The organism is Alcaligenes faecalis, assembly GCF_009497775.1.
Classification (GTDB): domain Bacteria; phylum Pseudomonadota; class Gammaproteobacteria; order Burkholderiales; family Burkholderiaceae_B; genus Alcaligenes; species Alcaligenes faecalis_D.
Map to the genome: position 1 here is coordinate 2,536,610 of NZ_CP031012.1, position 12,458 is coordinate 2,549,067.

Sequence of the window (12,458 nt, forward strand, 5' to 3'; positions counted from 1 at the left end):
TTCAATGCCACCGAACTACTCTGATCACGCGTGACGCCTCCTCCTTGCCCATACAGCACAAAAGGACAAAGAAGCACCACACAAACCAGTCACACCCAAAAAAACAGAATGCCCTTGCACTGACACTTACACTGGCACTGGCACTGGCACTGGCACAGCATCAAGAAGCACAACTGCCCTTGCCACCTCACTTCTTGCGGTGCATTTTCCGGGCAATCTGCAAGAAAGCCTGCGCAGCCGGAGAAAGCCGCTCGAAGTTCAGGGCGGCCAGCGCTATTTCACGTGGCCTACACGGCTCCAGGCTGCGATAAATCACCCCTTCTGGTGGCTCCGGCAAGGCCAGCCTGCCCGCGATGGTTACCGCCACTCCTTGCGCGACAAAGCCCAGCATGGAGGACAACTGCTCGAAACGGAACAAGGTCCTGGGAACCGCTCCTGCTGTCGCCAGAAACTGATCCACATGCGGACCAGAACCTGCCGCCGTCCGGATAAAAGGCAGATCATGGAAGTCACTGGCGGAAACGCGGGCACACACAGCCAAACGATGCTCGGCAGGCAACACCGCCACCAGCTCATCCTCAGCCAGGGGCAAGGAATCAAAACGATCATCCGGCAAGATCACAAAGCCCAGCTCCACACGCCGTTCCAGCAGCCACTGCGCCACTTCACTATCCACGCCCTCATCAATCTGCACCTCCACTTCGGGATGCGTCTGCCTGTAGCAAGCCAATAAATGCGGTAGCAAATGCAAGGACGAGGAGGCCCCAAAAGAAGCAATCCGCAAGGTGCCACGGGCAATACCCTGCTCGTAGCAAGCCTCCTGATGCAAGGCCTCTTTCTGCTGCAGGATATCGTTGGCACGCAGCAGCAATCTGGCCCCTACTTCCGTCAGCTCCACGGCCGCCGGGCCACGAGCAAACAGGCAGACACCCAGATCAGCTTCCAATTGCTTGAGCGCATGGCTGACCGCACTTTGCGTAACTCCCAAAGCACTGGCTGCCCGAGAAAAGCTGCCGATTCTGGCCAGCACGGAAAAGATTTCAAGTTGGGTGAAGGTCATGAGTGTTTACTCATTCGACTATGAAGCAATAAAAGTAAATAGTACCTCTGCTGAAATCTTCCCCATAGTGGATTTAATGAAATCTCCCAACTACTCCGTACACCTAAGCATGATTGGCATGTCCGCCCTGTGGGGCGCTTCCTGGCCCTGGGGCCGAGTTGTAGCTCAGGCCATGCCACCTCTGGCAGCAGCCAGCCTACGCTTTCTGATAGCCAGCGTGGTGCTACTACTTTGGATGGGCTGGAGCGGTCGCCTGAAAACCCTGCGCACGCTTGACTCCAGAGAGTGGCTGGGCCTGCTCAATGCCTCTGCCTTTGGGGTGTTTGGCTATTCGATCTTCTTTCTTCTGGCGCTGAAACTGGTGCCCGCAGGCAAGGCAGCCATGGTTGTTGCACTGAATCCAGTCCTGATCCTGATTCTGGCCTCTTTGCTGTTTCGCGAGTCGGTCAATAAAAAGATGGGACTGGGTGTGGTGATGGCCGTCTCGGGCGCTTTATACGCACTAAGCGCAGGCTCCATCAGCAGTTTGATGCCCGACCAGAACGGAATAGGCGAATGGCTGCTGCTGGGCTGTACCCTCTGTTGGGTCAGCTATACCTTGATAGGCCGTACTGTACTGACCACCATGGACTCCCTGACCGCTACCAGCATGACAACCCTGATAGGTGCAGTTTTATTGTCCATCAGCAGCCTGAGCATTGAAGGGATCTCTGCCTGGAGTGGCCTGACTCAGGTTCCCGCCCAAGCCTGGTACAGCATATTTGCCCTGGCACTAGGCTCCACAGCCCTGGCCTTTGCCTGGTATATGCACGGCGTGAAGATCCTGGGCGCAACATCCGCAGGCGCTTATCTGGCGCTGGTGCCTTTGTTTGGTGTTCTGTTTTCCAACCTGTGGCTTAAAGAAGCCCTGAGCCCATCCTTGATAGGCGGCGGTTTGCTGGCGATTAGCGGGATGGCCCTGATGAGCCGGGGACGGCAAACACTAAATGCCAAAGACGACACCCCCGCGAAGCATTCGAGGCTACAACTGGGCCAGTGCGACTAAGCAAAGCCGCCTGGATACAAAACGGCCCGCTTGAAAACGGGCCGTTAAGGTTTAGTGAATTATTCAAGCAAGGCTATTCGCCCAAGGCCGCCAGAGACGCCAAAAAGCGCTCGTCTGCCTTGCTAAGCTCACCACGCTGACGGGCCTGCTCGATCAGCTCGGGCCGACGCAAGGCAGTCAAGCGCAGGGATTGCTCACGCCGCCATGCCTGGATACGACCATGATGGCCGGACATCAAAACCTCAGGCACAGCCTGATCTCGGTATACCTCGGGGCGCGTGTAATGAGGACTATCCAGCAAGCCGCTATTGTCAGCATGGAAAGAATCCTGGCGAGCCGAGTCGGCGTCATTCAACACGCCGGGCAAAAGCCGAATCACGCTATCAATAATCGCCAGTGATGCAATTTCACCGCCAGACAGCACAAAGTCACCCAAAGAGAGCTCCTGGGTAATGCGCGCATCAATAAAGCGTTGATCGATACCCTCATAGCGACCACAAACCAGAACCGCGCCGGGACCTTGAGCCAGTTCCTGAGCCACAGTCTGATCAAAGCGTCGCCCTGTAGGACTCAGCAAGATCACTTCCGGGCTATCACCACGATCAGCCAGAGCCTGATCCAGGGCGTCATTCAAGGGATCAGCCAGCATGACCATACCCGGACCGCCGCCATAGGGGCGATCGTCCACAGTACGGTGCACATCGGTGGTGTAGTCGCGCGGATTCCAGGTCCGCATTTGCCAAATGCCCTGTTTGTGCGCACGGCCGGTAACACCAGCCTCGCTGACCACATCAAACATGTCCGGGAACAGGGTCAGGGCATCAAATCGCATGAGGACTCGGCAAGAGAAAAAGGCAGATACGCTTCACAAGACCTGACCAATCAGGCCAGAGCCCTGCAAGTGCGCAGGATTGAAACGATCAAATCGCCCAGTGGCTGTGCAGTTCGCGGGTGGACATATCCACCGTATGCACAATGGCTTGCACAAAGGGAACCAGCTCTTCCAGCGGCTTGCCCTGTTCGTCCTTTGCAGGTGTAAAGACACCCTCGGCATCCCAGGAGCCACGATGCACGACCAAAATGGAGTGCGCGCCGTTATCCAGCACTTCCACCACTTCGCCCAGGCTTTCAGCCTGGCCGTCCTGCTCGCCAAAGAAACGGCAGCCGATCAGATCGACCCAATAAAATTCGTCTTCGTCCGCTTTGGGGAAAGCGGCACGGGATACCCAAACGGTATGCCCCTTGAGAGCTTGAGCCAGCTCTCGATTATCCAGACCCTCAAACTGCGCCACGATGGTTGCACCATGCTGCTTTGCGGTTTGTATTTGTCTGGGTGACGCAGACGCAAAAACGCCCGCCTGAGATTCAGGCCGGGGCGTTTTTAACCACCACGTTTTTGCATTCAGTAGCGCCTTGGTCTGCATAGAGTGCGGCTGGATCTTGACCCAACCACGCACACCATAAGCGGAAACAATACGACCGAGCTCAACAAGGTCAGCAGGAATCGCAGATTGCTTCACACTAAACGCTACTAAAAAACAGGTGAATCAACTTAGGCAGCCGAAGCAACCTTAGCCGAGTATTCTTTCAACAGGCGAGCCACAGCAGGCGAAACCTGAGCACCGTTGTCGGTGAAGTGCTTAACGCGGTCCATTTGCAGACGCAGGTTTTCATGACCTTCGCCAGCTACGGGGTTGTAGAAACCCAGACGTTCGATGAAGCGACCATCACGGCGTTGGCTCGCCTCGGCGGCTACTACGTTGTAAAAAGGACGCTTTTTGGAGCCACCACGGGCCAAGCGAATTACCACCATTGATAATCCCTTTATTGTGTAAGGTAAACAAAAAATTCTAGCACTATTCTGGCAAGCATGCCAAAAGTAACACGCTAAGATAGCAGATTCAGTGCTAGATACGCAACAGACAAAGCAGTATTCTACCGCCGTCGGCTTAACGACGGCGTAAAAAATGCAGAGTTTTTTCGGCTTGCTGGTCTTGAGCCAACAGTTCGTTGCCAGTTTGGCGACAAAAAGCCTGAAAATCTTGAATGGCGTGCTGATCGGTCGTGATGACCTGCAACACTTGCCCGGATTCCAGCTGTGCCAAGGCTTTCTTGGCACGCAAGATGGGCAAGGGGCATTTCAGCCCGCTTGCATCCACCTGCAGATCGCTGTTGGGCAAAGCGCCGGTCTCGGATATCGTCATTACGCACCCAACTTGCTTTCGACCCAGGCCTGCACCGAGGCATTGGCCTGTGGCAAGACGCTGGCATCGGTACCGCCGCCCATGGCCATGTCAGGACGACCACCGCCCTTCCCGCCCATTTGCGAGGCCACAAAGCCCACCAGATCGCCCGCCTTGACCTTGGAGGTCAGGTCTGGCGTCACGCCTGCCACCAGGCTGACTTTGCCGTCGGCCACAATGGACAGCAGAATCACGGCAGACTGCAGCTTGTTCTTCAACTGATCAGCCATTTCGCGCAAGGCTTTGGCTTCCACACCTTGCAGCGTGGCCACCAACAGACGGCTGCTGTCATTCAAGGGTACGGCTTGAGCCAGCAGATCCTGGCCTGCCGAAGCAGCCAGCTTGGATTGCATTTGTTCGCGCTCACGCTCCAGATCCTTGATCTGACCTTGCAAGGCGCTGATACGAGCAACCAGACCTTCTGGCTGGGTACGCAGGCTGGCGGAAGCGTCGTTCAACAAACGCTCCTGCGCTTGCACCCAGTGCAGGCTGTTGGTGCCGGTAATGGCTTCAACACGGCGCACGCCAGCGGCTACACCGCCTTCCGAGACAATCTTGAACAAGCCGATATCGCCCGTGCGCTGAACGTGAGTACCACCGCACAGCTCGCGCGAGAAACCAATATCCAGTACGCGCACTTCGTCGCCGTACTTTTCACCAAACAAAGCCATGGCACCGCCACTGACGGCGTCGTCAAACGACATCAGTTGGGCTTGCACGGCCTGGTTAGCCAGAACCTGATCGTTCACAATGGCTTCGACCTGAGCGATTTGCTCGGCTGTCATGGCGGCATCGTGCGCAAAGTCAAAACGGGTTTTTTCAGCGTCTACCAGGGAACCACGTTGTTGCACGTGACCGCCCAGTACCTGACGCAAGGCCTTGTGCATCAAGTGCGTGGCCGAGTGGTTACGGATCACACGCGCACGACGCTCGGTATCTACCTGGGCGTTAACAGTCTGACCCACAGTCAGCGTGCCAGCGTTCAGCACACCTTGGTGACCGAAAACCTGATTGGAAATCTTTTGGGTATCCTGCACTTCAAAGGACAGGCCCTTGGCATCGCTCAGGATACCGGCATCACCCACCTGACCACCGGATTCGGCGTAGAAAGGGGTGGCATCCAAAACCACTACCGCTTGCTGGCCTTGGGCCACGGACTGCACAGAGGTGCCATCCACATACAAGGCGGTAACCGTGCCGCTGCCTTCCAGGGTGGTGTAACCATCAAAGCGGGTTTGCACGCCGGAGTAGCTCAGGCCTTCGGATGTTTTGAACTTGCCCGAAGCGCGTGCCATCTGACGCTGGTTTTCCATGGCAACTTCAAAACCGTCCAGATCGACCTCAATGCCACGCTCGCGGCAGATGTCGGCGGTCAAGTCCACGGGGAAACCGTAGGTGTCGTACAAGGTGAACAGCGTCTGGCCGTCCAGCTTGGCATTCTCTGGCAGGTTGGCCAAAGCGCCTTCCAGAATGCGCATGCCGTTTTCCAGCGTTTCGCTGAAACGCTCTTCTTCCTGACGCAGTACTTGTTCAATACGTTCGCGTTGAGCAATCAGCTCAGGGTAGGCTTCGCCCATGGCCAGGCCCAGGTCCTGTACCAAGCGGTAGAAGAACAAACCCTTCTGACCCAGCTTGTGACCATGACGCAAGGCACGACGAATAATGCGGCGCAGCACATAGCCACGGCCTTCATTGCTGGGGATGACCCCGTCAATGATCAGGAAGCTGCAAGCACGGATGTGGTCAGCAATCACCTTGAGCGAGTTATTGCTCAGGTCGCTGGTCTTGGTTTCGCGTGCGGCGGCCTGAATCAGGGATTGGAACAGGTCGATTTCGTAGTTGGAGTGCACGTGCTGCAGCACAGCCGAAATACGCTCCAGTCCCATACCAGTGTCCACACAAGGCTTGGGCAGCGGTGTCATGGAGCCGTCGGCGGAACGCTCGAACTGCATGAACACCAGGTTCCATACTTCGATGTAGCGGTCGCCGTCTTCTTCAGGCGATCCGGGAGGGCCACCCCAGACATCAGCACCGTGGTCGTAGAAGATTTCCGAGCAAGGGCCACAGGGACCGGTATCGGCCATCTGCCAGAAGTTGTCCGAGTTGTAGCGTACGCCGCCCTTGTCACCGATACGAATGATGCGCTCTTTGGGCACCCCAATTTCCGAGGCCCAGATATCGTAGGCTTCATCATCTTCCTGGTAGACGGTGACCCAGAGTTTTTCTGCAGGCAGCTTGTAAACCGTCGTCAGCAGTTCCCAGGCATAGCGAATGGCGTCTTGCTTGAAGTAGTCGCCAAAGCTGAAGTTGCCCAGCATTTCAAAAAAGGTGTGGTGACGGGCGGTGTAGCCCACGTTTTCCAGGTCATTGTGTTTGCCACCGGCACGAACACAGCGCTGAGAGCTGGTCGCACGGTTGTAGGGGCGGGTTTCCTTGCCCGTGAACACATCTTTGAACTGCACCATCCCTGCGTTCGTGAACAGCAAGGTAGGGTCATTGCCTGGCACCAGCGAAGCCGAGGAAACGATGTGATGTCCCTTGGATTCAAAAAAAGAAAGAAACTTCTGACGAATTTCTGAGGTTTTCATTACTTGCAACGCGATGGAAAATTTAACTGCCTATTATAAGACGATCAGCCTTGCAGCCCATGCGCGCGCTGCGCTGGCACAACACCTGCCGCCCCGGCAAAGCAGTGAGAAGCCAGGACGCCACACTCCCTGTACGAGCGGCTGCGTAAGCGTCAAATAGTACTGTTTTCAGCGAGCAGAAACAACAATTCCGACCCCGGAGAGTCGGAACGTAAGACTACCCTGCCCGTAATCTGGAGGCCGTCATGACAGGCCAGAGAGCGCTAACCCTGGCCTGGGGCCGATCAGGCCTTGGGCTGGTAGGGATGATGCTCGGCCCAGTGGCGAGCAATATCCACACGACGACATACCCAGACGCGCTCATGCGATTGCACGTAATCCAGGAAGCGTTGCAAGGCACGGAAGCGGCCAGGACGGCCGATCAGGCGGCAATGCAAACCGATGGACAGCATCTTGGGCGCTTCTTCACCTTCCTCGTACAACACGTCAAACGCGTCTTTCAGGTAAGAGAAGAAATGATCGCCTGTGTTGAAGCCCTGAGGAGCGGCAAAGCGCATGTCGTTACTGTCCAGGGTGTAGGGCACGATCAACTGAGGTTTGACGCTGTTGTCGCTCATCGGGACTTCGGCCCAGAAAGGCAGGTCGTCACCGTAGTAGTCGGAGCTGTACAGGAACTGGCCTTCTTCAGCCACCAGACGCAAGGTGTTCGGGCTGTCACGGCCGGTGTACCAGCCTTCGGGGTGGTGGCCCAGCAAGTCCGTCAGCACTTTCACGCACTGGCGCATGTGTTCGCGCTCAACTTCTTCGGACACGTTCTGGTAGTGAATCCAGCGGTAACCGTGGCAGGCAATCTCGTGACCCAAACGCACAAATTCTTGTGCCAGCTCGGGGTGACGCTCCAGCGCCATGCCCACACCAAACACGGTCATGGGCAGGCCGCGCTTTTCAAACTCTTTCAGAATCCGCCAGACACCGGCACGCGAACCGTATTCGTAAATGGATTCCATGGACAGGTGACGGTCCGGGTAAGCCGCTGCACCAATGATTTCGGACAGGAACTGTTCAGAGCCCGGATCACCGTGCAGAACGCAGTTCTCGCCGCCTTCTTCATAGTTCAAGACAAACTGCACCGCAATGCGCGCCCGATCAGGCCATTGTGCATGGGGCACGTTTTTACCGTAACCGATCAGGTCACGAGGGTACTTACTCAAGGACATACCGTCTCCGTTTAGCGTTTTACGCTGAGGGCCAGCCAAGGATCAGCAGCACTGCCATCACCCGCTTCGCTCATGCGATGTTCACAATCACTTAAGTGATGATGCATAGCCAGATGCGCGCCGTCGGCGTCGCCCTGACTAAGCTTGTCCAAAATCTCTTTGTGCTCGTAAAACGAGCAAGCCTGTTCGCCCGGTGTGTCGTGATACGCAATGATGAGCGTGGTGCGGGCGCACAAGGTGTGCATCAGCTCGGTCAGTTCATCATTGCCAGCGCAGCGCGCCAGCATCACGTGAAACGCATTGGACAGGCGCAACCAGCTGATGCGGTCACCATGCTCAAAGGCGTGCTGTTCACGCTCCACCATTTCATACAGGCCAGCCAGACGCTCCGGCAGATCCGGGTAGCTGATCAGTTTTTGCAGAATCAAGGCTTCCAGATCACGCCGCAGTTCAAACACGTCCCGTGTCTGCTTGGCCGTCGGCTTCCAGATAAAAGCACCCCGATTGGGTTCAATGACCACAATCTTGTCGTGTTCGAGGGCAGCCAGCGCCGCACGAACGGTCGCACGCGAGCACTCGAAAATCGTGCATAACGTGGCTTCCGTCAGTTTGGTTCCAGGCAAAAGACGGCGGTCAACGACCGCATCAAAGATCTGGCTATAAACACGCCCGACCTCGCTATCTGCCATGCCTCCCTCTAGCAGCGAGGAGGCGCTTGGCGCTTGGGATTCACTGCTCATCCCCTCTTGCCGCCGTATCTGAAGCATAGAATTTCTCGTTATTGACTATTGACAATTATTCGGTACCCCGACAAAATCGTCAACATAAATTGTCGACAATCTGATTCCTCAAACAGAGCGACAGTTTCGGGGCCTCAACCCAGCGCACTGATCCTTGCACCGTTGGCCCCCGGCCGGTTCTCAAAACTGGGCTCGCTGGACCTTTTTTGATCACCATAAACCGGAGACATTTATGGGAAAGCTATCAACCCATGTCCTTGACACGACTCAAGGACGCCCAGCCAGCGGCGTGCGCGTCGATCTTTATTCCATCGAAAACGATCAACGTACTCTGATCAAAACCACTCACACCAATAGCGACGGTCGCTGTGATGAGCCCCTGCTGCAAGGCGAGGCCATGCACACGGGCGTTTTTGAACTGGTTTTCCACGCAGGCGCTTACTTTGCCGCCAGCGGTGTGGCTGTACCCGAGCCACGTTTTGTGGATCAAGTAGGCATTCGTTTCGGTATCGCCGATGCCAACGCCAACTACCACGTCCCCCTGGTCGTGACCCCCTGGTCCTGGTCCACCTATCGCGGCAGCTGATCGCGTATCCAAGTCGACTTTTCGCTTCTATACGAAACCACTCTGATACGAGATCTTTATGTACGCTTACCTACTTGAGTACGGCAACCTGCTGTTGCGCTGGTTGCACGTGATTGCGGCCGTCGCCTGGATCGGCGAGTCCATCTACTTTGTGATGCTGGACAACGGCCTGAAACCGCCTAAAGGCGAAGAAAGCAAGAAACGCGGTGTGTTTGGCGAGATGTGGGCTGTCCACGGCGGCGGCTTCTATCACAACCAGAAATACCTGACCAACCCGGCCGAACTGCCTGATGACCTGCACTGGTCGTTCTGGAAGTCCTACACCACCTGGTTGTCCGGTTTCTTCCTGTTCGCCCTGCTCTACCTGACCAAGCCCGAGTTCTATCTGGTCAACCCCAACAGTCCCTGGGAGTGGGCGGCTCAAATGACCGGCACGCAAGCCAACATCATGGCCATTGCCTTCCTGGTGCTGGGCTGGGTGGTCTATAACGGCCTGTGCCGCCTGATCAGCCCCAACATGAACCGCGACGGTCTGCTGAGCGTGGCTGTAGCCATCATGATGGTGGCAGTGGCTTACCTGAGCGCCCACATCTTCTCGGGTCGTGCTGCTTTCTTGCTGACTGGCGCTGTGATGGCCACCAGCATGTCGGCCAACGTGTTCTTCTGGATCATTCCCGGCCAGCGCCGCATGGTCAAGGCACTGAAAGCCGGTCAAGCGCCCAACCCTCTGGATGGCAAACGCGGCAAACAGCGTTCGGTACACAATACCTACTTCACGCTGCCTGTTCTGCTGCTGATGCTGAGCAACCACTACTCGTTCACGTATAACAATCCCAATGCGTGGATCATCATGGTGCTGTTCATCTTTGCCGGCGCCCTGATCCGTCAATACTTCGTGCTGATGCACGCTGGCATCAAAAAGCCTGCCTACCCGGCCGCCGGTGTTGTCCTGCTGCTGATCGTGGGTTACCTGGCAGCTCCTGCCAGCCTGAAAGGTGAAGTAGCCAGCGCGCCAGAAGCCGCAAACGGTGCTGAAACCGTCAGCGTTGCCCGTATCCAGGAAATCATGGATGCACGATGTGTTCAGTGTCACGCGGTCAAGCCTAATGCCGACTTCGGCTTTACAGCGGCCCCTGCTGGCATGTTGCTCGACACCATCGACAACACCGTGCTGCACGCCGACCAGGTAAAAACCGTGGTGCACTCCAAGTACATGCCTCTGGGCAATATGACGCAAATGACCGACGAAGAGCGCGCAGCCATTGCCGCCTGGAGCGGTACCCGCGACTAATGCAGAACAAGGCTAAAGCCTGACGAGCGACAAGCTCCGTAGTAACTTCCAACCCCGATATGATGAAAGTCATGTCGGGGGTTTTTCTTGCTCCCGGCCTGCAGGCTTCCTGCCTGCATAGGCGTGCCCCTCCCCCTATAAAGGCAAACAGAGTTTGATCGCTTGGGCCTGTTGAGGCGACGAGTCCATTTCAAGCTCAACACAGCGACTATTCAGTGACAACAAACGGATGTTTTGATCCCGCTCTCGTCCAATAGGCCATCGTTGCCCTTGCTGAAAGACAAGCAGACGCTGTTCATGCTGAACTTCGGCTAGCAACTGCGTATCTCGTCCATAGATAGCTTTCAACTTCAAGGCAGGGCTGGGGGTGCTGGATTTGATCCTGGCCACATCAGGCTGCCCCGCCCCCTCCTGCCCCTCTTGGGACCGCAAGCAGGACGACATATTCTGACGAGCCTGCTCGGCTTCCAGCAGCAACATCTCCCTGACTATCGTCGCCATTCCCTCCGTCGCCAGAGCCGGTGCGCTAAACGTCAGCGTCAGACCAAACAGAATGTTCAAAGGTCTGCATATAATCCGCCAAATCCTGATCGCCCAAAACCCGCTCCGCTGATTCATAAACATAGCCTTCCAGCTCCACGATAAAAGTGCTGCCCAGCAGCGAGGGATAGGACTGCGGATTCAAGGACAAGCCCAAGCGCTCCCATTGCAGATCAGGGAGCTGTGCCGCCAGCAAGTACACCGAACGCAAGGGGGATTGACTGAGCCAGGAACGGCGCCACACACCTGCCCCTGTTTGCTCACTGTCATCAGCAGATTCGACCCACTGGGCAGGAGACAATGACAAACGCATAAAAGCAGGCCTCAGGGCTGCCAGCCCGGCATGCAAACGTGAGGATGCCGCAGTTGGCATTTGCTCCTGATCCTGTGTTTCCAGGGAATGAGGAATCAAAGCCTGATACCCCCGCCGGATATGCAAATCACCCTGCCCCAGTCCGGTGAGCTCCAGCACATTCGGGTCGCGATTCTGGCTATGCATGGCCGCACTAAAACTATGCACATCCTCAAACCCATAATGCGCCTGACACTCCCATAAAACAGCCTGACGGCGACAATCCACCTGCTGCAACTGCCAGTCCGGTCCCTGAGCAGGGAGCTCCTCAATCAAGCCCAACACAGACTGGATACTGGTCAAACCAGACTCTTCCTGGGCTGCACCTTGCTCCCAATCAGACGCGTTAGCGGCCAAGCGTCCCGGCAGCAAATCAACGGACTGCACGCCCCCAAGCGTAGCCATCACCAGCACAGCCAAAATCACCGGACGCAGCGGGATCTTTTCATGCCACCCAACACGCCTGACAGGCTGACGCTGCATACGGCACTGCGGTCTTTTACCCTGCTCCAGGCAGACCCATAAATCATCAGGTTGTCGTAGTTCGCGTATGGAGGGATAGCGCGCCTGCATAGCCTGCCGCAAGGTCTGCACCTGTCCAACCTGAGCCAGTAGGCAGTCACTCCCCTCCATCACCAGGCCATGCTCAAGCACCAGAAACCACAAACGGCCGGGGGCCACCGTCCATAAAAGAAAAACCGCCTCTTGAGGGTGATGGGCAGCCATACAAGCAGCCGCAGAATAGGCGTGGGCTCGCGTCAGTCTTGCCCTTGAAGGCCCTTTCTGAGCCAAACGC

Annotated in this window: 13 protein-coding genes; 3 read left to right on the forward strand and 10 right to left on the reverse strand. The window is 56.4% G+C overall.

Annotation, left to right across the window (positions count from 1 at the left end):
* Positions 1-187 precede the first annotated feature (187 nt).
* The gene (locus DUD43_RS11815; protein WP_153230441.1) at positions 188-1,060 is read right to left on the reverse strand and encodes a LysR family transcriptional regulator; all 873 of its coding nucleotides are present in this window, start codon (positions 1,058-1,060) and stop codon (positions 188-190) included.
* 76 nt (positions 1,061-1,136) lie between these two features.
* Between DUD43_RS11815 and DUD43_RS11820 the strand changes: the two genes are divergently transcribed.
* The gene (locus tag DUD43_RS11820) at positions 1,137-2,105 is read left to right on the forward strand and encodes a DMT family transporter (protein ID WP_228125780.1); all 969 of its coding nucleotides are present in this window, start codon (positions 1,137-1,139) and stop codon (positions 2,103-2,105) included.
* Positions 2,106-2,178: 73 nt separating this feature from the next.
* Here DUD43_RS11820 and trmD read toward each other — a convergent pair whose 3' ends face one another.
* The 7 genes from trmD to DUD43_RS11855 form a co-directional block, all read right to left on the reverse strand.
* Entirely contained in the window at positions 2,179-2,937 is a 759-nt protein-coding gene (gene trmD, locus DUD43_RS11825; protein WP_153230442.1) for a tRNA (guanosine(37)-N1)-methyltransferase TrmD, read from the reverse strand.
* An 88-nt stretch (positions 2,938-3,025) separates the two neighbouring features.
* Positions 3,026-3,625 carry a ribosome maturation factor RimM gene (rimM, locus tag DUD43_RS11830; protein WP_153230443.1) on the reverse strand — a complete coding sequence of 200 codons (600 nt, stop codon included), beginning with the start codon at positions 3,623-3,625 and terminating at the stop codon, positions 3,026-3,028.
* Between the two features lie 32 nt (positions 3,626-3,657).
* Entirely contained in the window at positions 3,658-3,918 is a 261-nt protein-coding gene (rpsP, locus tag DUD43_RS11835) for a 30S ribosomal protein S16 (protein WP_009455906.1), read from the reverse strand.
* 136 nt (positions 3,919-4,054) lie between these two features.
* Positions 4,055-4,309 carry a sulfurtransferase TusA family protein gene (locus tag DUD43_RS11840; RefSeq protein ID WP_153230444.1) on the reverse strand — a complete coding sequence of 85 codons (255 nt, stop codon included), beginning with the start codon at positions 4,307-4,309 and terminating at the stop codon, positions 4,055-4,057.
* Positions 4,309-6,936, reverse strand: coding sequence for an alanine--tRNA ligase (gene alaS / locus DUD43_RS11845; protein ID WP_153230445.1), 2,628 nt, complete (start codon positions 6,934-6,936; stop codon positions 4,309-4,311). Before alaS ends, DUD43_RS11840 begins: the two co-directional genes overlap by 1 nt.
* 284 nt (positions 6,937-7,220) lie before the next feature.
* Positions 7,221-8,153, reverse strand: a complete 933-nt coding sequence (gene puuE, locus DUD43_RS11850) for an allantoinase PuuE (RefSeq protein ID WP_153230446.1) — start codon at positions 8,151-8,153, stop codon at positions 7,221-7,223.
* Between the two features lie 11 nt (positions 8,154-8,164).
* Complete coding sequence (locus DUD43_RS11855) at positions 8,165-8,842, reverse strand: GntR family transcriptional regulator (RefSeq protein WP_228125781.1); 678 nt, start codon at positions 8,840-8,842, stop codon at positions 8,165-8,167.
* A gap of 283 nt (positions 8,843-9,125) precedes the next feature.
* Between DUD43_RS11855 and uraH the strand changes: the two genes are divergently transcribed.
* Together uraH and DUD43_RS11865 are read left to right on the forward strand one after the other, a co-directional pair.
* Positions 9,126-9,479: a hydroxyisourate hydrolase gene (uraH, locus tag DUD43_RS11860; RefSeq protein WP_153230448.1), complete on the forward strand. Its 354-nt coding sequence runs from the start codon at positions 9,126-9,128 to the stop codon at positions 9,477-9,479.
* A gap of 58 nt (positions 9,480-9,537) precedes the next feature.
* A complete protein-coding gene (locus DUD43_RS11865; protein WP_153230449.1) occupies positions 9,538-10,770 on the forward strand; it encodes a urate hydroxylase PuuD in 1,233 nt (410 codons plus the stop codon).
* 135 nt (positions 10,771-10,905) lie between these two features.
* Here DUD43_RS11865 and DUD43_RS11870 read toward each other — a convergent pair whose 3' ends face one another.
* Positions 10,906-11,271, reverse strand: coding sequence for a hypothetical protein (locus tag DUD43_RS11870; protein WP_153230450.1), 366 nt, complete (start codon positions 11,269-11,271; stop codon positions 10,906-10,908).
* A 25-nt stretch (positions 11,272-11,296) separates the two neighbouring features.
* Positions 11,297-12,388, reverse strand: coding sequence for a hypothetical protein (locus DUD43_RS11875; protein ID WP_153230451.1), 1,092 nt, complete (start codon positions 12,386-12,388; stop codon positions 11,297-11,299).
* Positions 12,389-12,458: the final 70 nt, after the last annotated feature.

Bases quoted from the DNA above. Each gene is read 5' to 3' on its own strand.
- DUD43_RS11815 (WP_153230441.1), bottom strand. From the start codon at position 1,060: ATGACCTTCACCCAACTTGAAATCTTTTCCGTGCTGGCCAGAATCGGC.
- DUD43_RS11820 (WP_228125780.1), top strand. From the start codon at position 1,137: ATGAAATCTCCCAACTACTCCGTACACCTAAGCATGATTGGCATGTCC.
- trmD (WP_153230442.1), bottom strand. From the start codon at position 2,937: ATGCGATTTGATGCCCTGACCCTGTTCCCGGACATGTTTGATGTGGTC.
- rpsP (WP_009455906.1), bottom strand. From the start codon at position 3,918: ATGGTGGTAATTCGCTTGGCCCGTGGTGGCTCCAAAAAGCGTCCTTTT.
- DUD43_RS11840 (WP_153230444.1), bottom strand. From the start codon at position 4,309: ATGACGATATCCGAGACCGGCGCTTTGCCCAACAGCGATCTGCAGGTG.
- alaS (WP_153230445.1), bottom strand. From the start codon at position 6,936: ATGAAAACCTCAGAAATTCGTCAGAAGTTTCTTTCTTTTTTTGAATCC.
- puuE (WP_153230446.1), bottom strand. From the start codon at position 8,153: ATGTCCTTGAGTAAGTACCCTCGTGACCTGATCGGTTACGGTAAAAAC.
- DUD43_RS11855 (WP_228125781.1), bottom strand. From the start codon at position 8,842: ATGGCAGATAGCGAGGTCGGGCGTGTTTATAGCCAGATCTTTGATGCG.
- uraH (WP_153230448.1), top strand. From the start codon at position 9,126: ATGGGAAAGCTATCAACCCATGTCCTTGACACGACTCAAGGACGCCCA.
- DUD43_RS11865 (WP_153230449.1), top strand. From the start codon at position 9,538: ATGTACGCTTACCTACTTGAGTACGGCAACCTGCTGTTGCGCTGGTTG.
- DUD43_RS11870 (WP_153230450.1), bottom strand. From the start codon at position 11,271: ATGGCGACGATAGTCAGGGAGATGTTGCTGCTGGAAGCCGAGCAGGCT.
- DUD43_RS11875 (WP_153230451.1), bottom strand. From the start codon at position 12,388: ATGGCTGCCCATCACCCTCAAGAGGCGGTTTTTCTTTTATGGACGGTG.